Origin of the sequence: Paenibacillus sp. FSL R7-0331 (genome assembly GCF_000758645.1) — a bacterium.
Classification (GTDB): domain Bacteria; phylum Bacillota; class Bacilli; order Paenibacillales; family Paenibacillaceae; genus Paenibacillus_AQ; species Paenibacillus_AQ camerounensis.
Genome location: NZ_CP009284.1, coordinates 1,204,720 through 1,228,973, shown reverse-complemented (window position 1 = coordinate 1,228,973; position 24,254 = coordinate 1,204,720). Strand labels below are relative to the sequence as shown.

Annotated in this window: 17 protein-coding genes; 4 read left to right on the top strand and 13 right to left on the bottom strand. The window is 55.3% G+C overall.

Going from position 1 to position 24,254, the window contains the following annotated elements; translation table 11 throughout:
• The first annotated feature begins 142 nt into the window (after positions 1-142).
• A complete protein-coding gene (locus tag R70331_RS05200; RefSeq protein WP_052418930.1) occupies positions 143-1,135 on the top strand; it encodes an N-acetylglucosamine kinase in 993 nt (330 codons plus the stop codon).
• A 7-nt stretch (positions 1,136-1,142) separates the two neighbouring features.
• Here R70331_RS05200 and R70331_RS30335 read toward each other — a convergent pair whose 3' ends face one another.
• The gene (locus tag R70331_RS30335) at positions 1,143-2,057 is read right to left on the bottom strand and encodes a L,D-transpeptidase family protein (protein WP_052418929.1); all 915 of its coding nucleotides are present in this window, start codon (positions 2,055-2,057) and stop codon (positions 1,143-1,145) included.
• Between the two features lie 199 nt (positions 2,058-2,256).
• Here R70331_RS30335 and R70331_RS32410 point away from each other — a divergent pair, with 199 nt between their 5' ends.
• The gene (locus R70331_RS32410; RefSeq protein ID WP_331281499.1) at positions 2,257-2,889 is read left to right on the top strand and encodes a hypothetical protein; all 633 of its coding nucleotides are present in this window, start codon (positions 2,257-2,259) and stop codon (positions 2,887-2,889) included.
• A 623-nt stretch (positions 2,890-3,512) separates the two neighbouring features.
• Here R70331_RS32410 and R70331_RS05185 read toward each other — a convergent pair.
• The 3 genes from R70331_RS05185 to R70331_RS05175 form a co-directional block, all read right to left on the bottom strand.
• Complete coding sequence (locus tag R70331_RS05185; RefSeq protein ID WP_042173453.1) at positions 3,513-4,511, bottom strand: diacylglycerol kinase catalytic domain-containing protein; 999 nt, start codon at positions 4,509-4,511, stop codon at positions 3,513-3,515.
• A gap of 72 nt (positions 4,512-4,583) precedes the next feature.
• Positions 4,584-5,648 (bottom strand): SPFH domain-containing protein, encoded by a 1,065-nt coding sequence (locus R70331_RS05180; RefSeq protein WP_042173451.1) that lies wholly within the window; start codon positions 5,646-5,648, stop codon positions 4,584-4,586.
• 202 nt (positions 5,649-5,850) lie between these two features.
• Positions 5,851-9,210: an Ig-like domain-containing protein gene (locus R70331_RS05175; RefSeq protein ID WP_052418928.1), complete on the bottom strand. Its 3,360-nt coding sequence runs from the start codon at positions 9,208-9,210 to the stop codon at positions 5,851-5,853.
• A 292-nt stretch (positions 9,211-9,502) separates the two neighbouring features.
• Here R70331_RS05175 and R70331_RS05170 point away from each other — a divergent pair, with 292 nt between their 5' ends.
• Both R70331_RS05170 and R70331_RS05165 read left to right on the top strand, forming a co-directional pair.
• On the top strand, positions 9,503-10,534 hold the full coding sequence (locus tag R70331_RS05170) for an ABC transporter substrate-binding protein (RefSeq protein WP_042173449.1): 1,032 nt from the start codon (positions 9,503-9,505) through the stop codon (positions 10,532-10,534).
• Between the two features lie 139 nt (positions 10,535-10,673).
• Entirely contained in the window at positions 10,674-12,344 is a 1,671-nt protein-coding gene (locus tag R70331_RS05165; RefSeq protein ID WP_042173447.1) for a helix-turn-helix domain-containing protein, read from the top strand.
• 301 nt (positions 12,345-12,645) lie between these two features.
• On the opposite strand, the gene R70331_RS05160 is transcribed toward R70331_RS05165, so the two are convergent.
• The 9 genes from R70331_RS05160 to R70331_RS05120 form a co-directional block, all read right to left on the bottom strand.
• Complete coding sequence (locus tag R70331_RS05160) at positions 12,646-14,160, bottom strand: alpha-L-fucosidase (protein WP_231576487.1); 1,515 nt, start codon at positions 14,158-14,160, stop codon at positions 12,646-12,648.
• Positions 14,157-14,855, bottom strand: coding sequence for a copper homeostasis protein CutC (locus R70331_RS05155; protein WP_042173443.1), 699 nt, complete (start codon positions 14,853-14,855; stop codon positions 14,157-14,159). Before R70331_RS05155 ends, R70331_RS05160 begins: the two co-directional genes overlap by 4 nt.
• Positions 14,856-15,080: 225 nt before the next feature.
• Entirely contained in the window at positions 15,081-15,980 is a 900-nt protein-coding gene (locus R70331_RS05150; RefSeq protein WP_042173442.1) for an ROK family protein, read from the bottom strand.
• A complete protein-coding gene (locus R70331_RS05145; protein WP_042173440.1) occupies positions 15,977-16,684 on the bottom strand; it encodes an N-acetylmannosamine-6-phosphate 2-epimerase in 708 nt (235 codons plus the stop codon). The genes R70331_RS05150 and R70331_RS05145 overlap by 4 nt, the downstream gene beginning before the upstream one ends.
• Positions 16,685-17,744: 1,060 nt before the next feature.
• Positions 17,745-18,563: a carbohydrate ABC transporter permease gene (locus R70331_RS05140; protein ID WP_042173437.1), complete on the bottom strand. Its 819-nt coding sequence runs from the start codon at positions 18,561-18,563 to the stop codon at positions 17,745-17,747.
• Positions 18,560-19,441 carry a carbohydrate ABC transporter permease gene (locus R70331_RS05135; RefSeq protein ID WP_052380724.1) on the bottom strand — a complete coding sequence of 294 codons (882 nt, stop codon included), beginning with the start codon at positions 19,439-19,441 and terminating at the stop codon, positions 18,560-18,562. Before R70331_RS05135 ends, R70331_RS05140 begins: the two co-directional genes overlap by 4 nt.
• A gap of 130 nt (positions 19,442-19,571) precedes the next feature.
• Entirely contained in the window at positions 19,572-20,864 is a 1,293-nt protein-coding gene (locus R70331_RS05130; protein ID WP_042173432.1) for an ABC transporter substrate-binding protein, read from the bottom strand.
• A gap of 202 nt (positions 20,865-21,066) precedes the next feature.
• On the bottom strand, positions 21,067-22,251 hold the full coding sequence (locus R70331_RS05125; protein WP_042173430.1) for a response regulator: 1,185 nt from the start codon (positions 22,249-22,251) through the stop codon (positions 21,067-21,069).
• Between the two features lie 2 nt (positions 22,252-22,253).
• Entirely contained in the window at positions 22,254-24,089 is a 1,836-nt protein-coding gene (locus R70331_RS05120; RefSeq protein ID WP_042173428.1) for a cache domain-containing sensor histidine kinase, read from the bottom strand.
• Between the last annotated feature and the right edge of the window lie 165 nt (positions 24,090-24,254).

The window sequence follows — 24,254 nt, the reverse complement described above, 5'->3', positions numbered from 1 at the left end:
CTTAACACATATACTGCTGAAAATTATACCATTTCTACCGGGTGCTTCTCCACCGGAGGGATCACAGCAGTTATACCTTCCGTATCCTATTCATTGTATTGCCTAATATAGTATGCTGTAAAAAAGAGGAGAGGTGTCCGCAGTGCAGCAAAAGGATGTTGTGATTGGAATAGACGGAGGCGGAACGAATACCCGGGCCATCGCCGCTGATATTCACGGAAATATACTTGCCTGCAGCATTAAAGGTAGCGCTTCCATCTACCGGGAATCTTCGGTTCAAGCTAATGTGCAATCAGCTATAACGGAGGTTATAAGCCAGGGTGGTATTAAAGAGAGCCGTGTTATAGGCATCGCAGCAGGCATCGCTGGCTTTGATTCGCCCGAGGATCTGGAATGGGTTGCCCCGCTCACAGCGGTTCCTGGTCTGGCTTGTCCCAGATGGCATGTTAACGATGCTTTAATTGCCCATTACGGCGCACATCTAGCCCGGCCGGGCATTATTGCAATCGCGGGCACCGGCTCTATTCTGATTGCGATAAATGAAGAAGGACGGTATTTGCGCAATTATGATTTTCATCATTATGCGGCCAGTGCGGCCAGGCTGCTTGGCTACGAGGCGGTATTTGAGGTGCTGGCCGGGCTTACGGATTTCAGCGATGAGCGGCTTGTTGCCAGGATGCTGGCGCATTGGGAGGTAACCTCTGTAGAAGAGCTATACAGCCTGGCCTCCGGCGGATTCGACGCCGACCGCAAAGCCCGGGACCGGCACTTCGGCCGGTTCGCGCCTGTAGTTACCAAAGAGGCAGAGCTTGGGAGCTCTGCCTCCATCCGGGTCTGCAGCCGGGCAATTCGGCAGATGATCACCGGTGTAGAGCTGCTGGGTGCAGCCTTCCGGGAGCCTACTGTACCGGTTGCTTTTATCGGCAGTGTGGCCGGCAGCCGTTATTTTCAGGACAAGCTGCGGGACGGGCTGAAAGCTGCGCCGAACAAGCTGTACAAGATGGTAACACCGCAGCTCCCCCCTGCAGCTGGAGCCATACTGTATGCGCTGGAGCAAGCCGGCAGGCCGGTTACGGACGAGGTTATCCGCCGCCTGCAGCCTGGCGGCTTGCTGCTGGACAAAGCGCTTGAGTGAAGCACATTCACAGCTTCACTGCTCCCTCCTTGGCGTTCCACGTAAACGATAAACCAAACAGCGGGGTCAGGCTGCTGAGCGGAATGTACAGACGGCCGTTAATATTTTGCGAAGTGAGGATCGTTACCTCTTTGCCGTTGACCTTGGCTGTTCCGCTTAGCGGTTTATGGACTGCTGTATAATCGCCTATCCGAATGACCAGCGAACCGGTACCCGGCTCCTGCGTCAGGCTCCCCCCAAGCAGCGCAACCGTCTCCCTCAAGGGGACATATACCCGGGAATTATCCAGCACAAAAGCATCCTTCGCCTTAACGGTCTCACCATCCATGATAAAAGCGCCTGCCAGCATTGTCGGCCCGGCAGAATAGCCGTGCTTCGCAGCAATACTTTTCAGATCGAGGCTGGACGTTGTAATGATTACCGGAGTGTTCTTAGCCACCTTGGGATAGAGCCAGTGGATGTCGTCATTATGCATCCGGATGCAGCCTGCGCTGACATATTTGCCGATTGAAGCCTCATTATTATTGCCGTGAATGGCATAGGTAGTCCCGTAAGTACCATTCACCTCCAGCCCCAGCCAGCGGTCGCCAAGCGGATTGGCCGGGTCGCCGCCGGGGATATTATCTTTGTAATAAGGCCTGTTTTTGGCTTTGAGCACCATCCGGAACGTCCCTTCCGGCGTCAGATTCTTGGTTTTGCCTGTAGCAACCGGAAATACCTTTTCGAGCTTGCCGCCGCTAAAAAAGCCCAGTGTGTTCGTTTTTTTGTTGACTACAATCAGATCCGAGGACGCTGCAGAGCCTGCTGCAGCTGATGCCATCCCGGGAAAACAGGCCGTAAACAACAGTAAAAATACCAGCGGCAGCTTGATGCCCAGCAGCTTGCCGGTTCTGTTAAGTCCGGCGGTTCCTTGCTCTTTCATGTTGCCCCACCTCCACCTTATGGGTTAATCTGGAAAACTCTTTTATACATAGACGGCAATGGAACGCGGAAGTTGCTGCACGGCTTGTACCTATTTGCTCGGGCCTGTCCCCTCGGCGATTGCTCATGCATATTCAGCTCAGCCTCCAGAGATAATAAACCCGCATGACCAAACCGAACATGCCAAGGAGGCAATGACTTTGAATTCAAATCTTTCCAGCCAAATCAGCCAGTGTGAAACCATTATCCAGCAGCTTGTCGCCCAGACTCAGCAGGCTAGCCAAAACTATCAGCAGCTTCTCCAGCAGGAGCAGCAAAACGCGGTAAAGCTGGAGGAATTGGCACAGCGTGAGCATAAGGCCAGCCAGGTTATCCAGCAGGCGCTGCAGGGTCACAGCACTGCTGTCCAGCAGCTGCAGCAGGTGACTCAAACCCTGAGACAGCTGGAGCAGAGCTCACAAGCGGTTAGCTACAATACGAATCCAAGCTACAATACACACATGAGCCCAAGCTATAATACAAATTCAGGCTATAATACCGGCATCCCGCATTTTAATACCGGGGCTGCCAGCTACAATTCCAGTCCAATGAGCCACAGCACCGGAGCGGACAGCTATCATGCCGGATCAGCCGGCTACAATACCGGTGCTCAGGGGTATGCTTCTTATAATCAGCAGCCTATGCATACCATGCATACACCAGCTGATCCAGGCAGCACGATGAGCCCGTCCGGCTCTATCAGCCGGATCGGAACCCTGGGTGCCATCGGCTCCATGGGCAGCCAGAACCAGAGCTACGGCTCATCCATGAACCAGGGCCGCAGCTTCCAGTAAGCAAGACGCCCTGAATAGGGAGCGGTTATATTGGAATAAGACGGCTTTAAAAAAGACTGCTCCCGGCGTAATGTCCGGGAGCAGTCTTTCGCTTGTTCTTCCAGCCCTCTGCCGGTGCCATTAATGGGATTTTCCCCTTTGATTCGGCAATTCCAGCATGCTGCCGGTGCCATCAATGGGATTTTTCCCTTTGATTCGGCAATTCCAGCATGCTGCCGGTGCCATTAATGGGATTTTTCCCTTTAATCCGGCGATTCCAGCCCTCTTCTGGTGCCATTAATGGGATTTTTCCCTTTAATCCGGCAATTCCAGCCCTCTGCCGGTGCCATTAATGGGAATTTTCCCTTTGATTCGGCAATTCCAGCCCTCTTCTGGTGCCATTAATGGGATTTTTCCCTTTAATCCGGCAATTCCAGCCCTCTTCTGGTGCCATTAGTGGGAATTTTCCCTTTAATCCGGCAATTCCAGCCCTCTGCCGGTGCCATTAATGGGATTTTTCCCTTTGATCCGGCAATTCCATCCTGCGGCCGGTAGCCATTAATGAGATTTTTCCCTTAAAATTAGCTTTACGACCAGCTTCGCCAGTGTTATGGAGATTGCTCTGTGGTTTAACAGGATATCGGTCAGACCACCAGCCTGCCCCGCTTCTCAGCCAGACCGATTACCGCCTCTACGCCGGAGTTGAACGCCAGGAAATCGCTCTCCACGCCGTCGCTGAAGATTACGCCATCCTCCGGCATCTGTGAGGTGATCCGCAGCGGCTCATTGCCGCTGACCCGGCCAAACACTACACCGGCGGAAGTCGTACGGCTCGGAAAAGGCTCCCTAACCGTAAAATACAGGTTAGGGTCATCCCAGGCGAGCCTGCTCTCCGTTCCGGCTCCTGCTGCCGGCTCCCGCCCGGCTGCACCGCCAGACATCCCCGCCGCTGCGGCCAGGCCCAGACCGGCGGCGCTGCGGGTCACGCCTGCCGCTCCGGCCAGCACGCTGCGCAGCCAGCCGGTGGAGCCAAGGCCGGTGGAGACGATGATGCCGCTGGAGGACTGCTGCTCGGCGGCGGCGCCATGCTGCAGCAGATAGCGCGCCGACACATGCGTCCTGCGGCCGATGAACAGATCGTTGACGCCGTACAGGCTCTGGCCGTCGTTCAGCTCGGCCTTAGCCAGCGTCACCTCACGCACCTGACGGCGGCTGCGGAAAACCTCCGGCAGCAGCAGGCGCAGATCCTTGACGGTGAACGGCAGCAGCACGCCGTCCCAGCGCTGCGGATCGGGATTCACGCCGATCAGCGGCTGCTCCTGCAGATACTTCAGCGTATTGGCTACAAGGCCGTCCTGCCCCAGGACGACTACTGTATCCTCACCGCCAAAAATAAAATTCGGCACATGCTGCCGCTCCAGCACCTGTACCCGGCCCAGGGCGCTCAGCTCGATAACCGCCGTCTCCACCGCCTGGCGGTAAGTGAGATCCTCGCTGATATAATCGCTGAAATCTGCGCCCAGCCGCTCAATATAGAACTGGGCCTGCTGCACTGTGTTATAGCGGACAACCAGCTCCTCAAGCCGTGTCTTGCGTTTGACCAGTACAATTTTATTCTCCGACACCTGTCCTCCGCTGCTCATCCTCTCCAGCTCCCCTCTACGCCTCTGAACCGACGCTCATCATTTGCAAATATCACCACACTTGCCTGTCACTCAGCGTCTGCCCGTTCCTCTGGCAGCACCTGCACCGCTGCCTGCGCCGTCTGCCGATCCGGCCATAATGCCCTGCAGCAGATCCGGCGTAATGTTCAGCTGCCCGATCTTGCCGGCATTCTCGGCCAGCTCCTGGAAGGCGATGGCGATCAGCTTATCCGGCTTCATCCCAACATTGGTCAGTGCCTGAAGCACATTCGGCGATACGCCCTGCAGCGAGTTCATCACTGCCGACAGCTCGTAGGCTTTGGCATCTGCTTCAGCCTTCTGGTTGGCAACTGCCAGGCCGATCAGCTCCTGCTTCTTCTCCTCCAGTGCCGTGTCGAAGCTAAGCTGCTCTTCCTTCATCTCGTTCTGCTTCTGCTTCACGAACCGCTCGGAATCCAGCTGAGTCTGGCGGATCTGCTTCTTCTTGGTCTCTACCGCGATTTCCGTATTCAGCTCATTCTCTTTCACCCGGCGTTCCTGCTCAATCGACGCATTCCGGCGCTCATAGAGCGCATTATCGGCACTGCGGAGAATCTCCTCCCGGGCCTGCGCCTCCAATGCGCGGAGCGTTTCCTTATTCGGCACAATCGCCAGAATCGAGAGCCCCATCAGCTCGATACCCAGCTTTTCAATTTCCGCATTCCGCTCAATCTCCTGGGTAATCGTCTTGGCCAGCCGTTCACTCGACTGGATGGCCTGGCGCAGCGGCAGCTGCTCCAGCTGCTTTTTGGTCAGTACCTTAGCCACGTTAATGACCCGCTGGGCCAGCTTGCCCGGATCGTCAGACAGGTAGGTGTTCTTTTTCAAATTGTAGGTATAGTTAAGGATTTGCGTCGTTTTGCTGTAATCGACAATTCTGTAGGTCAGCTGCCCCTGCACCGTTACCATCTGGTAATCCGCTGTAATCTCTTCGAACATGAACGGGACATCAATCGAGGAGACAGGAACTACAATCACAGAGGTTGTGGGCACATAATAGTAAAAGGAAAGCCCTACTCCCTCACGCACGACCTTGCCGTTCTTCACCTTAAGCACGTACTCACTGGGCTGAAATTTCACGAATCTGAATCCGAACATTGTCATTACCTCCCGGTTAGTTGTTATTAACATTTTGTTATTATCATCATATTAGCATGATCTGATGATATTATCAATATGTTAATATCATTTTTCCTCAAAATAAATACCGCACCCTCCAATGCGGAGAATGCGGCTGTCCAAAAAGATATTGCGCAGGCTGCTTTTGGAATGCACGAAAGAGTAATGAGAATTCGCTCCGTTATTTTACAACAATCTTAACCTTGACCGTTTTGCCGCCGTATTTTACTGAAAGGTACGCAGTGCCTTTACTGTTTGCCTTTACAAGCCCGTTCTTGCCTGTGGCTACCAGCTCCTTGGTTGAGGTCCAGACCGCAGTCTTCGATACATCCGCTTCGCTGCCGTCTTCAAAGGTGGCCGTAGCAATCAGCTGCACTGACTGCCCGGCACTCAGGCTCAGATTCATCTGGCTGATCTCCAGATATTTGAGCACATCAACCGTCACCGGTACCTTGACCGTCTTTCCGCCGTATTTTGCGGTGACATAGGATTTCCCGTAAGCTACAGCCTTCACAGTTCCGCTGGTAACCGTCGCTACCTTGTAGCTTCCGCTTTTCCACTCAGCTGCACCGGTAACATCCTTTGTTTTGCCGTCGCTGAAGGTGACCTTTACGCTCACTTTGGCTGACTCCCCGGATTTCAGTGCCAGATTGCTGACCGATGCTTCAATAGAGGAGATCTGATCGACCTCGATATTAATCGTCACCTTTTGTCCGCCGTAGGAAGCGGTGAGTGTTGTTTTGCCTTTGGCTACGCCAGTAACCAGCCCTTTTTTCACCGTAGCTGTTGCCGGCTTGGCAGATGACCAGTCAGCATCCGCTGTAACATCCGCTTCTACACCATCCGAACCCGTTGCCGTAAGTGTAATCTGCTCTTTATCGGCAGGCGACAGCGTAATCAGCGTTACACTTGCCGCCAGCTCGTCCACCAGGCCTACATTTACAGTGACAGCTGCAGATACTTCGCCGATCTTGGCAGTAATGACCGCAGTTCCGGTATCAACAGCTGTGATCAGCCCGTCTTCAACCTCAGCCACCTGCCCGTCACTGGTGCTCCATTCCGCCTCGCCCGTCACAACCAGATCACTGCCGTCACTGTACTTCCCGGTAGCAATCAGCTGATAGGTTTCATCTGCTTCAAGCTTTACTGTTTTGGCCTGCAGGGTCAGCTTACCCGGGGTTCCTGCCGTTACCTTAATTGTAGCCTTCTTGCCTCCGTAGGACGCCGTAATAACAGCACTTCCTGTAGAATAAGCGGTAATGGTGCCGCTATCTGCATCAGCAATGTCCTCATGATCCGAGCTCCACACCGCATCCTCCGTTACATCCTGCGTGGTACCGTCCTCATAGCTGGCCATCACCGTCACGTCTTTACTCTGATCAACGCCAAGATTCAGCTTGCCGAGGGTCAGATTCAGCCGGGAGGCGGTCTCCACGTTCACTGTGATCGTGACGGTTTTGCCGCCGTATACTGCCGTTACTGTTGTCGTACCTGATTTGTAGCCGGTGATTAGACCCTTGGTCACAGTTGCAGTATTATCATCAGCCGTTGTCCAGACTGCACTGTCCGTTACCACACTGGAGGCGCCGTTCGCATCAATCGCGGTCAGCACCAGCTGCTGCGTCTTATTCAGCCGTAAAAACACACTGTCATCGTCCACGCTAAGCTTATCGCTTTTGCCTACAGCAGCGATTAGTGTCACTGTTTTCGAGCCATAGCTTGCAGTGACCGCCGCATTACCTTCAGCGTAAGCCGTAATGATCCCTTTATCCGCATAAGCAACAGCCTCATCACTGGAGCTCCAGGCCGCCTGACCCGTCACATCAGCAGTTGTCCCATCGGCAAAAGTTGCTGTAAGCACGATCTGCCTGGTCGCATTCACCGCCAGATTCACAGCTGTCTCACTGAGCGCAAGATGTCTGGCTGTCCCCACATCCACTGTAACCGTAGCGGTTGTGCCATTGTACGTGCCCGTTATCGTAGCCGATCCCACTGAATATCCGGTAATCAGCCCTTTGCTGACAGCGGCAACATTTTTATCGCTGGAGGTCCAGGCCGCGTTAGAGGTTACATCAGACGAGGAGCCGTCTGGGGCAACAGCAGTCAGGCTGAGCTGCTTCGTTCCGCTGGTCTGCAGAAATACATTTTCACTGCTTGCAATCAGCTTACTTACAGAGCCGACCTCCGCCTCAAGCGTAGCTTCCAGAGTACCGTAGGTGGCGCTAATTGTAGCGGTTCCCGCTAATTTATAGGTGGTAACAGCCCCTTTATTGACATAGGCTACCAATTCATTGCTTGAGCTCCAGACCGCCGCACCGGTTACATCCTCTGTACTGCCGTCTGCGTACGTTGCAGTAAGCGTCAGCTTGTGGCTGGAACTGTTCTTCAGGCTAAGCTGCTCCTCGCTCAGATCCAGATAACGCGCTACCGCAACATCCACATCCACCTGCACCGTTTTATCGCCGTATGTGCCTGTGATGGCTGCTGTTCCGGCTGTGTAGCCGTACACCTTGCCTTTATAGACATAAGCCACCCCGGAGTCGCTGGAGCTCCAGATTGCCGTGCTTGTCACATCTTTGGCCGAGCCATCAGGATAAACAGCTGTCAGCTTAAGCTGCCGGGCTTCATCCGGTTTGAGAAACAGGCTCTGATTGTCCACTGTAAGCTTGCTGGTCTGATCAACAGCTACCTGGACTGTAGCAGTTTTGGTGCCATATTTGGCCGTAATCACTGCCGAGCCCTGCTTGTAGCCGGTAATAACACCCTTCAGCACATCAGCAACGGATTCATCACTGGTCGACCAGGCGGCGAGCGCACTTACATTCTCAGTAGTCCCGTCCGCAAAAGTGGCCGTCAGCACCACCGCAGCGCTGTCGTTCAAAAGTAATGACAGCTCCGGCTGATCCACGGTTATCCGCTTCGCCACCTCGACATTTACGGTAACGGTGATTGTTTTTTTGCCGTAAATACCTGTTATGGCGGCTGTACCGGAGGCAATCCCCTTCACTTTGCCGTTCACTACTGTAGCGATTGCAGCATCGCTGGTCGTCCAGACTGCATGATCGGCTGCCGTAGCATCCGTCGTATTATCCGAATAGGTTGCCGTCAAAATGATGCTGCCCGCTTCCCCTTTGCGCAGATCAAGCGATTGTACATTCTGGGTCAGCGCTTTAACTTTTTTGGTCACGGTAACGGTAGCCGCCTGGGAGTGCTTCGTTCCGTCAGAGTATGTATAGACCGCAACAATTGTCGCTGTGCCCTCTGCCTTCGCGGTTACGATTCCGTTATAGACCGAGGCAACAGCCGGCTTATCGCTCGACCAGTCGGCATTGACTGTAACATCGCCTGATGTGCTGTCGGAGTATACCGCCGTAGCTGTGAGCACATTCGTATCTTCAATGGACAGGGACAGCTCACTTGTGTTTAGCACAATTTTGGAGACAGTGACCGCTGTGGCTGCAAGTGCCAGGCCCCCGTTCCCAAACACCAGGATTAATGACATGGCGATCAGCAAAAACCGGTTATAGCTATTTCCTCTCAATCTAACACCCTCCCAAAAGCTAATTTTCTTCATGTAACAACGTTTACATTACAATTTAGCACACTTCTGAGCATCCCCCAGCCGGCACACTGCCTGCATCATAACAGCCTTGTCTGAATTTATTCTGAAAAAAACGCAGCACACTTTCACATTTGGTTCAGGTGCATTTTGTACAAATTCAAGTCCGCTTCCGGAGTTTGTCCATTGAGCCGCAGAACACTTTACTTTATGATGGTGCAAGCGAGAATGATTCTCAGTAAAAAAAACCGTAATTCATTAGGGAGGCACTATTATGTTAAAAAAAGCGAGACAACCCCTGGCTGTTCTCTGCGTCATCTTCCTGATGAGCGCACTTCTGCTTGCCTGCGGAAGCAACAACGGACAGACCGAAGCCGGCGGTAACGCCGCCGCGGATACTACAAGCAATGCTGCTGCCAGCGCAGCACCCTCTCCTGAGGCTTCTGCAGACGCTGATACCTCAGCTGCAGCCGGGACACAGTCCTATACAGATTACAAAGGCCATACGGTAGAGATTCCGGTATCGCCGGAGCGCATCATCTATTCGGGAGAAACCTACGGCGATCTCGTCGCACTGGGCGTTCAGGCTGCGGGATACCCTCTGTCGATGGGGGAAGGGCAGGTTTTTGAGGACAAGCTTGCGGGAGTGGAGGATGTCGGATTCCCGATCAATCTGGAGAAGACACTTGAGCTGCAGCCTGACCTGATTATCTATGCCGGAACAGACGAAGCAGACTTTGAGGCTTTGTCCAAAATCGCGCCGACGGTTATTTTCAACACCTTTGGCCCGCTGGAGGAACGGATGACCGAGCTCGGCCTGCTGCTGGGTAAAAAGCAGGAAGCGGAAAACTGGCTGGAGCAGTACAAAACCAGTGAAACCGCCATGTGGGAGCAGCTGAAGGCTACCGGCATGAAGGAAGGCGAAACCGCCTCGGTCTTCACCTATTATCCTGGCGACAGACTGTTCGTAATGGCTGCAACCGGGCTGTCGCAGGTGCTCTACGGCGAAGGCGGCTTCAAGGCCCCGGCTCCTATTCAGACTCTGCTGGATGAAGGCACCGGCTTCCTGGAAATCTCCATGGAGGTTATCAGCCAGTATGCAGGCGACCGGATTTTTATTCTGACCCCTGTAGCTGACGAAGCCAAGCAATCTACCGATGCACTGATTCAGAGCGAGATCTGGAAGAGCCTGCCTGCCGTCAAAAACGGCAATGTCTACACACAGGACATCATGAAAACCTCTGCCGATGCCTCGACCAGAGAATGGCTGCTTACCGAATTACCGCGCCTGATGGGCGGAAAATAAGTATATATCAGTCAGGCCCGGCTTATTCCCGGCCTCCTAAATGTGAAGAAGCTTGTCAACATCCGTTGATAAGCTTCTTTGTTTTGGATACAATGAATTTACTTGATAATCATTCTCACTTGTAAAAGGAGGCCTGCGCATGCTGCCATCATCTACGCCGACCGTCCCGCTGCACACGCTGCTGTTTCAGCTGACAGGCGCCGGCTTGAGCGTTCAACCCGCTATGTCCTGCACCGAGCCGCAGACAGCGCAGTCCCATCTCCTGCTGATCTGCACCGGCGGTACCGGACAGCTTATCATACATAACGAGACCGTTGCGCTCAGTGCTGACAGATGCTTCCTCCTCTCCCCCGGAACTGCATTTACTGCAGATAATCCGGAAACGACACTGTATTATTATCAGATCTCGTTCAATGTCTACCAGACTGCCCGGGGACCGGAGCCTTATCTGCAGGAGCTGCTTCCGGGCAGGCAGGAGCTGCTTGTCCATCCGTTTACCCGGGTCATCCGGCTTGCCGAAGAATTAACGGCAAGCCCGGCTGAGCGCAGTGAAGTCCGGCTGTATAAGCAGCAGCTGAAATTTCAGGAGCTGCTGCTCCTCCTGCTGGAGCATAACTATCCGTCGGATGAGGCGCCAAGCCCGGCTGAGTCTGTGGAAGGCACCCTTACTTATATGCAGGAGCATTATATGGAGAGTATCACAGTCAAGCAGCTGGCTGAACAGGCGGGGGTTTCACTGTGGCAGTTCACTCCGCTTTTTCAAAAGCTGACCGGCAGGAAGCCGCTCGATTATCTGACCGAGCTGCGCATCAGCCGCTCCAAGCAGCTGCTGCTGGAATCGGCTGAGCCGCTGCGGGAAATCGCCCGTCTGTCCGGCTTCTCCGACGAGTATTATTTCAGCCGCCGGTTCCGCCAGAAGACCGGCGTTACCCCCGGGCATTACGCCCAGTTGCAGCGCGGGAAGGTTACCGTACGCGACTGGACCGGCCATACTGTGTCCATTCCGGAGCGGCCAAGGCGGATCGTCTACCACGGTGAGACGATCGGTGATCTGCTCGCCCTCGGCGTGAAGCCGGTCGGCGGCGACGAGGAATTTGCCCGGAACAGCGTCTATAAGCACCGGCTGAAAAGGCTGGCCAATGTCGGATTCCCGCTGAATCCGCAGCTGACGGCCTCGCTGCACCCGGACCTGATCATCATCGCCAATCCCGATGAGAAGGTGTACAAGCGGGTCGCGGGCATCGCCCCCGCCCTCACCTTTGATTCCTTCGCTCCGCTGGAGCACCGCATGCGGACGCTCGGCAGCTGGCTGGGCAAGCAGCGCGAAGCCGAAGCCTGGCTGGCCGGCTTCGCGGCCAGGAACGCCGCCATGTGGCAGCGGCTGTACGGCAGCGGCGTGCTCACCCCCGGGGAAACCGCCTCCGCGCTGTTCTTCGACCATGGCAATCACCTGTTTGCCATGGGGCTGAGCGGCCTGTCCAGCGCGCTGTATGCTCCGGGCGGCCTGGTGCCGACTGCGGAGATCCAGGCGGCGCTGGACGCTGAGCTCGGCTTCGCTGAGGTCGATCCGCAGCGGCTGCCTGCTTACGCGGGGGACCGGATCTTCATGCTCATTCCAGAGCGTGAAGATTCCCGCGCAGCGATGGAGGCGCTGCTGCAGAGCCCGGCCTGGCTCAGCCTGCCGGCCGTGCAGCAGGGCCATGCCTATTTGCTGGACAACAGCAAATGGAACTTCAGCGACGCGCTGACACGCGAGCGGCTGCTGACGCTGCTGCCGAAGGTACTGGGCGGTCCCGGCACCGCCCAGTAACAAGCAAGGCCCCGCCACTTGGATGGCGGGGCCTTGCTTGGTTTGGGGCTGCGCGCCGGGCAAGCGCGGGTGCCGGGAAGCAACGGGAGTTTACCGTTGGCTGGGCTCGCGCCGCGCGGATGGCCGGGAACAACGGGACTAATAACGTTGGATGGGCTCAGGCCGGCACATGGCCGGGAACAACAGGACTGTACCTTTGCCGGCAGGATGCTGGCAGTGGATTCAGAAGCATTTGTGCCTCCTGTTCCCACCCGGCACCTGCTTCCGCCTTACGAGTAGACGCCTGCCCATTGCCGTTTTACTATCTAGCCAGCTCTGCGGAGGTATACTCTATCTTCAGTACAATAATACCCTGCTCCCGGACCGCTTCCGGCAGCCGTACCCTAAGTCCCGTCACTTCGCGGCTCCAATCCAGCGGCCCGGTCCAGCCGAACAGCTCCACCTTGCCGATCTCGCCGGACAGCAGCTTGCAGCCGCTGCCCAGCGTCTCGACAACAGCCGCTCTGTCCTCGGGCCAGCCCATGACAGAAGCATACAGCAGCTTGTCGCCTCTGGACGTGAAGCGCACATCCTGCGCGGTGAACGCGCTGCGCTTCGTATCGTTGAAGGTGCCGCTGACGATTTGCGTCGGGCCCTCCCCGTACACCTTCCACGGCCGCGTGCCGTAAATGGCTTCCCCGTTCACAGCCAGCCAGTCGCCGACTTCGCGCAGCAGCGCCTGCTCCTCCTCAGGAATCGTACCATCCGCGCGCGGGCCGACGTTCAGCAGCATGACGCCGTTTTTACTGACGATATCGACCAGGTCGCCTAGAATTGCACCCGATGTCTTATACTTATGGTCGGCAATATGGCACCAGGCCGTCTCGCCCACTGAAGTGCAGGTCTGCCATACATCCGGATTAATATCAGCCAGCTGGCCGCGCTCCATATCATAGACGGCTGTTCCTTCGGCAAAAGCATCAAATTTATAGTTGATGACCGTTCCCTGGCCCCACTCGGCAGCTTTGTTGTAATAGTAGGCGGCCAGCTTTTGCAGATAAGGCTTAAAGACAGGCTGCTCAATCCACCAGTCGAAGTAGAGCAGCTGCGGGCCGTAGCGGTCGATCAGATCACAGGTGCGCACCAGCCAGTCGTCCAGAAACTCCTCGCTCGGCGGCAGAATCGGCAGCGGATAAGCCGGATCACCGTAGGTAGGCTGCGCCGGGCCGTAGAGCTCCGCGTATGCCGGGTCCTGCACATCGGAAGGAATATCCCGGCCGCCGTTGTAGTACCACCAGTTCTCCGCCCGGTGGCTGGACACGCCGAAGGTCATATAATGCCGGCGCACCGCCGCCCCAAGTTCGCCGACGATATCGCGTTTCGGGCCCATTTTGGCAGCGGTCCATTCGGAATAAGGGCAGTCATACATGGCGAAGCCGTCATGATGCTCCGCCACCGGGACAACAAACGAAGCCCCCGCCCGCTTGAACAAGGCTGCCCATTCCCCGGCATCAAACTTCTCTGCGGTGAACTGCGGAATGAAATCCTTATAGCCAAAAGTATCCGGTGAACCGTACGTAGCAAGGTGATGCTCATACACTTCAGTTCCTTCACGGTACATATTGCGTGCATACCACTCCGTCCCGAAGGCCGGCACAGAATACACACCCCAGTGTATGAAAATACCGAACTTGGCATCCTCATACCAGCGCGGAACCGAGTAGGCATCAAGAGAGCTCCACTCTGCCTGGTATGGGCCGTTTTCTATGGCAGCGCTGATCTCCAGCTTTTTGGCTTTGCGCAGTTCATGTAGCGTTGACTTTGACAAGCAGCTCACCTCTTCCAAAAATTCAAAATCTGCCGGACAGCCTCAAGCCGCCCGGGATCAACCGGTCTAAGCGGGTTGCCGTCCTCTCGTACTGCAGAGCCGAAATGCACGCGGCCTACTGCTGTTTGTTCCAAAAAATCCTTAAGCCCCCCTGCTGTCAGGCCGCTGCCGGCCAGAATAGCGGGCTGATTGCAAATGGACGACAGACGCTGAAGGACAGCAATCCGCTCCGCACCCTCAGGAGCAGTAGCCTTGCCGCCGGAAGTCAGCACATCCGTAATCTGCTTGTAGCGGGACAATACGTCCAGCGCTTCCAGCTGATCCGGAATTTCATCAAAGGCCCGGTGAAAGGTTACCTCCATTCCGTCTGCCGCTTCAAGCAGCCGCCCAAGCAGCTCCTCATCTACAGACCGGTCCGCACGGAGTACACCTGTAACCAGCGAAAGGCCGCCGGCAGCACGGATATGGCGGATGTCCCTCAGCATCACAGCAACGTCCTCCGCGTCATAGCAAAAGGAACGGGCATGCGGACGCACCATAACCCTCACAGGAATTGAAACCTTTTCCCGTACCGCTTCGATCAGACCGATGCCGGGCGTCAGTCCGCCCTCAAGAATGCCAGTAATCAGTTCAATCCGGTCAGCGCCGTGGCGCTCGGCGGTGACTGCATCCTTTACAGTTGTGGCGATAACCTCTAACAGCATCTTATATTTTCGCTCCTTGTTTTGGGCCAGCCTGGCAGGCCGGTAAAACGTCTCCGTTCTCTCTCCATGACCATTCTATCCGGCTCTCGGCAAAACCCTTTTTCCACCCATACTACACCCGGCAGAGCCTCCCGGTCATCTCGTCATGCACAGAACCGCCCGGCTATCCGCAACATCCTCATCCTCATTCCCATTCTTCTTCCGTTAAAATCACCCCGGCACTCCCTAGCCTTGCTCCCTATCCATAATCAGCTTGGCCGCCCCAAGCATCCCGGCCTCATTGCCGAGCTTGGCGGGCAGTACCGTTATTGACAGCGGCGATATTGCAGCCAGTCTGCTTAGCCACGTCTCCCACCAGATAGAGTGAGAGTCAGCCACCCCGCCGCCGATAATAACAGCGGCAGGATCAAGATACGACTGGATGTTATGCACAGCATAGATGAGATCATCCAGATAAGCCTCGACTGCGCCCGCCGCCAGCGGATGCCCGGCCGCAAAAGCCTCCAGCAGCCGGCGCCCGTCCCAGCCGGGAAAGACCTCCGCTGCCCGGCGGCTCAGCGCCGTGCCGCTGAGATACTGCTCGGCGCAGCCGCGCTGCCCGCAGTTGCAGAGCAGCCCGCCGGGATAGAGTACGGCGTGGCCGAACTCCCCGGCGGCCCCTTGGCTGCCGGACACCGGCACGCCGCGGTGAAGGAACGCTCCGCCGACGCCGGTGCCCAGCGTCAGCATCGCAAAGCTGCCCAGCCCGGCGGCAGCGCCGAGCCAGCCCTCGCCAACCGCCGCAGCGTTGGCATCGTTCTCCGCCGCGGCGGGCAGGGCAAATTCGGCTGTCAGCGCCTCTGCCAGCCGCATGCCGGTCCAGCCCGGCAGATTGTCCGTCGCATAGCGGACAATCCCTTCCGCGGCGTCGATCCGCCCGGCGCTGCCGACGCCGATGCCCCGCACCTCCGCGCCTTCGGCCAGCAGGGTGCGGATGACGTCCTTCAGCGCGCGCAGAATGCCTGCCGCGCCTTCAGTGACCGGAGTTGCCGCCCTGCTGCGGGCGGCAATAACACCCTCAGCATCAATCAGCGCAGCCTTGATGCCCGTGCCCCCGAGGTCGGCGCCGATATAATACCGGCTCACGACTCATCCCCGGCAGGCGCCGCGCTGCGCAGCGCCTCTACATACCGCCCGGCGATCCACTGCGGGCGGGTAATGGCCGAGCCGACCACGACGAAGGCCGCCCCCAGGCGCAGCGCCTCCGCCGCCTGCTCCGGCCGGCAGATTCCGCCTTCGGCTACAACCGGAACCGGAAGCGCAGCGGCCAGCTTTTTCAGCAGTGAAAGGTTCGGAAGCTCTGTACCTGCGGTCTCCCGGGTATAGCCGCTCAACGTAGTAGAGACATAGTCCGCCCCCCATGCCGCCGCCTGCACACCTTCCTCAAACGTTGCAATATCAGCCATTACGGTCACTCCCGACTGCTTCAGTCCTGCAATCGTCTCCTGCAGGGAACGCCCGTCCGGCCGCGGCCGTCCTGTGCCGTCGATGGCTACAATATCCGCACCCGCGGCATGGATGTCCAGCGCATCCTCCAGTGTCGGCGTGATATAGACCTCACAGCCTTCGGTCTGCTTTTTGATCAGCCCGATTACCGGCAGGCCCGTCTCCGCCTTAATGACCTTAATATCAGCAACCCCGCCGGCACGAATGCCTGCAGCTCCCGCCTCCTTAGCCGCTCTCGCCATAGCCGCCATGTGATGGCTGCCGTGAAGCGGCTCATGCTCCAGCGCCTGGCAGGAGACGACCAGTCCATGCAGGGGGATTGCTGCCTTTTTTCCAGCGTTCATTAAGCCTCACCCCTTAGTCATCGGTTTAAGCCTGAAATTCCTCTATACGTCGTACTATAAGCCGTAGCTTTTATCTGCGGTAAAGTGGATAAGTATTGTAATCTGATTGCACGCTGTACACCAAACTCCTTGCTGTGCAAGCCGAGTAAATCTCCAGGGCGCTGCGGGTGTTACTGATCGAGCTAAGCGGGGAACGGCCGGCTGTTTCAAACTACTTTATGAATGAAGACTTTCTTTAGGTCGAAAAAGGCAACCTAATTCCACTCTATATGCGCCTAAAGAGACTTTAGCTGGAAAAATGTCACTTAATTCCTCCGTTACAGTACGAAATTGGTGTTAAGGTCAAGATTAGGTTGCTCTTTTCCATATAATCCTTGAATCTCACCGAAAACATTAGAATTAAGCAGCATAAATCCACCTAAATATACTCGCGATATGCCCGGCATTACGGCATTACGGCATTTCTGCCATTTCCGCCGTATCCGCCATATCCGCCATATCCGCCATTTCTGCCATTCCTTCCAGCCTCCCGTACAACTCCAGTTCATCCTTATGAATGAAGACTTTCTTTAGGTCGAAAAAGGCAACCTAATTCCACTCTATATGCGCCTAAAGGAACTTTAGCTGGAAAAATGTCACTTAATTCCTCCGTTACAGTACGAAAAGGGTATTAAGGTCAAGATTAGGTTGCTTTTTTCCATATAACCCCTGAGTTTCACCAAAAACAGCAGAATTAACTAGCATAAATCCACCTAAATCTACTAGCGGCATGCCCGGCATTACTGCATTTCTGACATTTCCGCCGTATCCGCCACATCCGCCATTTCTGCCATTTCCGCCATTTCCGCCGTTTCCGACATATCTACCATATCTACCATATCTACCATATCTGCCGTACTGCCATTTCCGGCATATCCGCTACATCTGCCATTTCCGCCGTATCCGCCACATGTGGCATTTCCACCACATCCGCCATTTCCGCCACTCCTTGCAGCCTCCCGAACAATTCCGGTTCATCCGAACAGCCTAACCTACTCCTACTCCATCCGCTCTTCACCCTCTACCCCTTAACAGCACCGCCCACCAGACCCTTAATAATAAACCGCTGTACGAACAGATACAGGATGATGATCGGCAGCGCCACCAGCGCGGCACCGGCGAACATCTGCGGCCAGTTGGTGTTGTATTGGCTTTTGAAGGCCATCAGGCCGACGGGCAGCGTACGCATTTCCGGCGAGGACAGGTAGACCAGCGGATTGAAGAAGTCGTTCCATGAGTTGATCGCCACCACAATCACGCAGGTAGCCGTAATCGGCAGGGTCAGCGGAAAAATAATCTGCACAAACGTCCGCCAAGGCCCGCAGCCGTCCACCAGCGCCGCCTCTTCAATCTCAGCCGGAACGGTTTTGAAGAAATTCACATACAGGAAGATCGGCAGGGCCAGTCCCGAAGCAATCTGGATCAGGGAAAGCCCGATATGCGTATTTAGCAGATTCACCTGGCGCAGCACCAGAAATGCCGGAATCGTTCCGGAGAAAGCCGGCAGAATGAGGCCCATCAGGAAAAAGGTTGACATGGCATCCGATTTGTAGCGTTTGCCGTGGTGCAGGCCGTAAGCGGCCAGTACCGAAACGCCGATTGCGGCGGTGGTGGTCATAACCAATACGAGAATACTATTGCCGAAGTAGGGCAGCAGATTCCCGGTCTTGAAGGCCTCCAAATAATTGCTCCACTGCGGATCTTTAGGCAGACTCAGCGGATTAACCGTCGATGGGGTCTGAAGCGAGACGGAGACCATCACAGCCATCGGCACCAGCACGATAATCAGGGCGATAATGAGCACGGTATATATTGAGGTCTTTTGCAGGGTTGTTGTCAATTCGCCACCTCCATACGGCTGAGCAGTTTAATCTGTACATAGGTCACAGCCAGAATCATTACAGACAGAATCATTGCCATCGCGGTGCCGTAGCCCATTTGCGAGGTTTTGAAGGCATACTGGTAGATCATAATACCGAAGGTCTGAGTCGAGTTGGCCGGTCCGCCCTGGGTCATGATGAACACATGCTCGAACATTTTCATGCAGCCGATGACCGACAGCACGGTGTTCACAATAACGGAGGGAATCAGCAGCGGCAGGGTGACCCGCCAAAATTTGTTCCACGGCCCGGCACCGTCAATGCTCGCAGCCTCATAGATTTCACCCGAAACGGATTGCAGGCCCGCCAGATAGATCATCATCGAGTAGCCTGTGTACTGCCAGACCATGACGAGTGCAATGGCATAAATCGCTAAGGAAGGGTCACCGAGCCAGTCCAGCGCAGCCAGTCCGTGTAAACCGATTGCGTCAAAAAACTTCGGCAGAAACCCGACCATCGGCGCGTACATGTAACTCCACACATACCCGATTACGACGGTGTTCAGAATGACCGGGAAGAAAATAACCGCCCGCATCCAGACAATCCCTTTAAGCTTCTGGTCAAGCAGCACGGCCAGCAGAATCGAAAAGCTGTGCTGCAGCACGATAACGACGACTGAGAGAATGAGCATATTTTTCAGCGCAGTCAGCAGCAGCGGATCACGGAAAGCCTCGCGGAAGTTCTCCAGCCCCACCCAGTCTGCCTTGAACGAAAAGCCGTTCCAGTCCGTGAACCCGTAATACAAGCCGCTGAAGATCGGTCCGGCAAAAAACAGCAGATAGATGAGAAGCGCTGGTAGAATGAACATTATATAGTTGCGGAAATTCATGAATTTCATGTTGCGCCTCCGTTTCTTACCCCAAAATGGGTAAAAAAAAGAAAAGCAGGCGAAAGACAGAGTCGTCCTTGTTCTGAGCCTTCGCCTATTCTTTTCTGTTTGTGTGTTGATTTCAGTTGTCTAAAAGACTCTAGATATCCTTATTCTGTGCAGCCTGCAGCTGCTCCAGCAGCTTGGACGTATCCACATCCTGCTTCAGCAGAATCTGCTGAAAGATCGGGAACATCACCGGCTCGATGGATGAGGTCATGCTCGGGAAAATCTGTGCTTCACTCGCATCCACCAGCGGCTGCAGCGATGCGGCAAGCGGGCTGTAGGTTTCAGAGGTGCCTCCCTTGACTGTTACGGCCTGCTTCGTTTCATCGGACCAGATTTTGGCGATTTCCGGGTCAGCGACAAATTCCATGAACAGCTTGATCTCCTCCTGATGCTTACTCCAGGATACGCCGACCAGCAGATTATCAGATACCAGACTCGTTACGAGCGGCTGATCGCCGCGGTTAACCGGAATCGGGAACGCACCCAGCTCAAAGGCGGAGAAGTCAGCATCAAAGTTCTCGCTGTAGCCCCATTCGCCCATCGGCCACATTGCCGCCTTGCCTTCCTTGAACACCTGTGCCACCTGGTCGTAGCTTAGCCCGACGGAGTTCTCCAGCAGATAGCCTTTATCCGCCAGCTCCTTCATCCCGTCAAAATAAGTGCTGAACTCCGGATCGGTCCACTTCTTTTCCCCGCTGGCCACTTGTGCGAATACATCCGGATTGTCGTGCTGATATAAGCCGAACTGGGCGGTAGTGATGAACTGGGTAGCCCAGCCATCCTTGCTGCCGATAACCATTGGTGCGGTACCGCTGGCCTTAATCTGTTCGCTTACCGCAAGCAGCTCATCCCAGGTCTGCGGTATTTCAAGGCCCAGCTCACCGAACAGTGTTTTATTATAGAACATTACGATTGGCTGGCTGTTGTACGGAACCCCGTAGGTTTTACCGTCCACCGTGCCCAGCTTCACCGCTGCTTCCAGATAATTATCCAGCCAAGGGCTGCCTGTAATGTCCATCAGAACATCTTCTTTGGAGAACTCGGCTACCTGGTTAGGGAACAGCCAGAGCATATCCATATCGGACTTTGAGACAATCCGGGTACGGATGATCTCACGGAATTGGTCATATACCTTGTCGTGCTCAATCGTGATGTAAGGGTATTTCTCCTGGAATTTATCAACAACCGTCTGGCTGATCGGGTTCCAGGTTGTCAGCTTCAGCACAACCGGCTCCTTCTCAGCCCCGCTGCCTGCGGCATTAGTTGCCGTGCCAGCCGCTGCGCCGTTGCTGTCCGATGCAGCATTGCTGCCGCAGCCGGCAAGAACGGCCAATAGACTGAGACTCCATACCGATGACCGCCAGAACCCTTTTTTTCTACTCATATGTTAGCCTCCCTGACATAAAGTATATTTCCTAAGCCAATATTACCGTTTATGCGTCAGGTTAAATACCGTGCCGATTTGCTGCTTTATCGCTATTAATTGCTTACTTTATAGGATTCGGATGCTCTCCGGGCTAAATCCGGCGGAAAAATAGATGATAATTGCTTTTTAACGCAATGATTTGCTATCCGCTGTTGAGCGGTTACTGATTGCGGTACTCCAGCGGTGTCAACCCCGTGTCATCTTTGAATAATTTACTGAAATAATGCGGATTCGCATAGCCCAGCTTTTCCGCCACCTCGTACACCTTGTCGTTGCTCTCCCGCAGCAGCCTGCGGGCCAGCAGCATTTTTTTGGCCGTAACATATTCATTGAAATGCTGTCCGGTCTCCTTCAGAAACAGACGGCTCAGGTGACTGACACTGACGTGAATCTGCTCCGCCGTACGGGCAAGCGTAAGATCCTCCAGCAGATGCTCATCAATAAAAGCCGTCGCCAGCCGGATCACTCCGCTAAGCCTTCCGCCGGTTTCCGGTTCCTGCGCGGCAGCAGCCCTGTACGCTTCCGGCAGCTCACGCGCTGTCCGGTGAATCCCGCTCCAGGTGTAGGCGAGGCGAATGCCGAGCATTTTATCCAGTCCCTGATGGAGCTGCTCCAGATTCTTCCGCATCGCCCCGGCATCCGCCTGCTCTGCATCCAGCGGCAGCAGCCAGACCAGCTCCCTGTCTTCCACGTTAAGCAGCTGGCCGCCCCATTCACGGGAGATGTATTCTTCCAGGTAATAACGGAAGGACATAAAGCGGGCCAGGCCAGCCGGTTCTGCCGTATTCCCCTCAGCCATACGCAGCACAGCCAGCTGCCAGCCCCGGCTGTAACGCTGATCCAGCTGGAGCTGCTGCCATCTCCGGGCGCAATCAGCCGGCGGCTCGCCTGCTGTTAGCAGCTCCAGCAGCAGACTCTCACGGTCTTTGTCTGTATAGCCCTGCGGCTGCTCCTGCTGGTGCAGCTCCTCCAGCGTCGCCGCCGCTTTGCGCAGGGCAGCCGCAATCTCCTCCTCCGCCATCGTCGGCTTATGCAGATAATCCACGACTCCGATCCGTACAGCTTCTTTGACATAAGGGAAATCCTCAAAGCTGCTGAAAAAAATAATCTGCACCTTGCCGTACTGCTCTTTAATCCGGCGCGCCAGCTCAAGGCCGTCCATACCCGGCATGCGGATATCGGTCATTACGATATGGATCTCCTCCTCCGCAAGCACCTTGAGCGCTTCAAGGCCGTTCGAGGCCTCTGCCTTCCAGACGATCTCCAGCTCATCCCAGTTCAGCATATATCTAAGACCCAGCCGGACTATGGTCTCATCCTCCACCACAAGCAAATTCCACCTCATTGTCACTCCCCCAATCTGCTTAGACTGTCCTGACCGTTCTCCGCCAAGTACGGCAGATGCAGCACCGCCCTCGTTCCTGCTCCGGGTGTGCTCGTAAGCTTCAGCGTGTACGGCTCACCGTAGCGGAGCCGGATACGGTCGCGCACATTGGAGATGCCGATGCTGTCACCGGATCTGCCGGACGATGGCGGCACTCCCCCGCCGTTCAGCATATCCAGCGTTTCCGGCTCAATGCCTTGCCCGTTGTCACTGATCCAGATCAGCAGCTCCGTCCCCTCCGTATTCACTTCAGCTCCGACCTCAATCTGCAGCATTCCGCCGCCGCTGTGCAGGGACCCGTGAAAAATCGCATTTTCCGCCAGCGGCTGCAGAATCATCGGCGGCACCTTCGCTCCCAGCAGGTCCTCGTCCACCTTCCATTCCACCTCAAAACGGTTCGTATACCGAAGCTCCATAAGCCGCATATAATGCCGCAGCAGCTCAAGCTCTGCTTCCAGCGGAACCTGTTCACTGTCCAGCTTCATATTGGCCTGCAGCAGCTTGTTCAGTGACTGCAGCAGGCGGGCTATTCCTTCGGACTGCTGCAGCACAGCAAGCATACGTATGGAGTTAATCGTATTGAACAGAAAATGCGGTGTAATCCGTGCCCGGAGTGCGTACAGCTCTGCTTCTCTTTTTTGCCGCTCCTTCTCTTCGATCGACTCGATCAGCATCCCCAGCCGTTTCACCATGGTTACGTAGCTAAGATGAAGCTGGCCGATCTCGCCCCTCATGGGCGGAGCAGCCGGAGCCACGAACAGCCCGCGTTCCACATCACGCATAGAGGAGATCAGGCTGCGGATCGGCTTCGCCAGCCCCCTGGCCAGCAGCAGCGACAGCAAGCCCGCAAGCGCAGTAATAATCAGCACCAGAACAATCGTAAAGTTCCGGATAACATTGGCATCGCCCAGCAGCTCCCCGCGGTCAATCAGCAAATAGCTGGTCCAGCCGAGATATTCGCTGTAGGCATATACACCGGTGGCCGCATCCAATCCGTCCCCTAGCGCAGGCACGGTAATCATGCCGCGCACCGCACCCTTTTGCGCCGCCTGTCCGGCAGCAGCACTGAGGAACCGCTGATTGTCGGCAGACTTAGTCGAGTAGATCAGCTCCCCTTTTTCATCAGCCACCATCACATGCATGCTTTTCAGCTGAAAGGAACGGACGATCTTGTCCATAAAATCCGGCCGGATATCCACCGCCACCACACCCGCAGGCGTAAAATCATCATTCAGCAGTACGCGCGAAGCCGTAATCGTCTGAAAAGGGGCGCTGTTGAACTGCTTTTCCAGCCGCAATCCGGATATAGCGATTCCTCCGTCACGGCTCAGCGTCTCCCGGTACCACTCTTCATTCTCCGGACTGACTGCCTCATTGATGGAAGACCTGTCGCTGACCCTGTATCCGTAAGTGTTACCCGTGCTGCTGTAGAAGACGAGACCCTGAATCGTGGAAAAGATCGAAGGATACGTGACAAGAAGCTTGGCAAACTGCTGCTGGCTCTCAATCTCCTGATAGCTCCACTGGTCACGCGGCACATACGGCTGATTCAGAATCTGAAAGATTTCCGGTGTAAAATAAGGGAAGGTGCTAAACCGGTCCACATCCTCAACCTGCCTCCGGATCGCTTCATTCAGCTGTCCGGCGATAACACCCAAATCCTCATTCACCCGCGCTTCCAATGTCCCGACTGATTTGAAATAAGCCATCGTGCCAATCACCATTGACGGTATAATACCTAACAGGAAGAAGGCGAGCATCAGCTTACTCTGATAAGTGAGATTATTCCACCGCCGCATTCTCCATCCCCCTCAGAAGGCTTTAAATTTCATTTATTATAAGGGATAAGTTCAGGACCTGCATGGGGAAAATCACTGAAAATCTCTCGTACTCCCCTTTCAGCTAAGCGGCCAGAGAGTGAAAAAGCCCGTTACAACCACCTTTATATTTGACACAGATGTATC

What these genes read in the sequence shown, in the direction of transcription:
- R70331_RS05185 (WP_042173453.1), bottom strand. Translation starts at nt 4,511, where the DNA reads ATGAGCAGCGGAGGACAGGTGTCGGAGAATAAAATTGTACTGGTCAAA.
- R70331_RS05145 (WP_042173440.1), bottom strand. Translation starts at nt 16,684, where the DNA reads ATGAACGCTGGAAAAAAGGCAGCAATCCCCCTGCATGGACTGGTCGTC.
- R70331_RS05180 (WP_042173451.1), bottom strand. Translation starts at nt 5,648, where the DNA reads ATGTTCGGATTCAGATTCGTGAAATTTCAGCCCAGTGAGTACGTGCTT.
- R70331_RS05135 (WP_052380724.1), bottom strand. Translation starts at nt 19,441, where the DNA reads ATGAAATTCATGAATTTCCGCAACTATATAATGTTCATTCTACCAGCG.
- R70331_RS05120 (WP_042173428.1), bottom strand. Translation starts at nt 24,089, where the DNA reads ATGCGGCGGTGGAATAATCTCACTTATCAGAGTAAGCTGATGCTCGCC.
- R70331_RS30335 (WP_052418929.1), bottom strand. Translation starts at nt 2,057, where the DNA reads ATGAAAGAGCAAGGAACCGCCGGACTTAACAGAACCGGCAAGCTGCTG.
- R70331_RS05130 (WP_042173432.1), bottom strand. Translation starts at nt 20,864, where the DNA reads ATGAGTAGAAAAAAAGGGTTCTGGCGGTCATCGGTATGGAGTCTCAGT.
- R70331_RS05165 (WP_042173447.1), top strand. Translation starts at nt 10,674, where the DNA reads ATGCTGCCATCATCTACGCCGACCGTCCCGCTGCACACGCTGCTGTTT.
- R70331_RS05155 (WP_042173443.1), bottom strand. Translation starts at nt 14,855, where the DNA reads ATGCTGTTAGAGGTTATCGCCACAACTGTAAAGGATGCAGTCACCGCC.
- R70331_RS05125 (WP_042173430.1), bottom strand. Translation starts at nt 22,251, where the DNA reads ATGAGGTGGAATTTGCTTGTGGTGGAGGATGAGACCATAGTCCGGCTG.
- R70331_RS05170 (WP_042173449.1), top strand. Translation starts at nt 9,503, where the DNA reads ATGTTAAAAAAAGCGAGACAACCCCTGGCTGTTCTCTGCGTCATCTTC.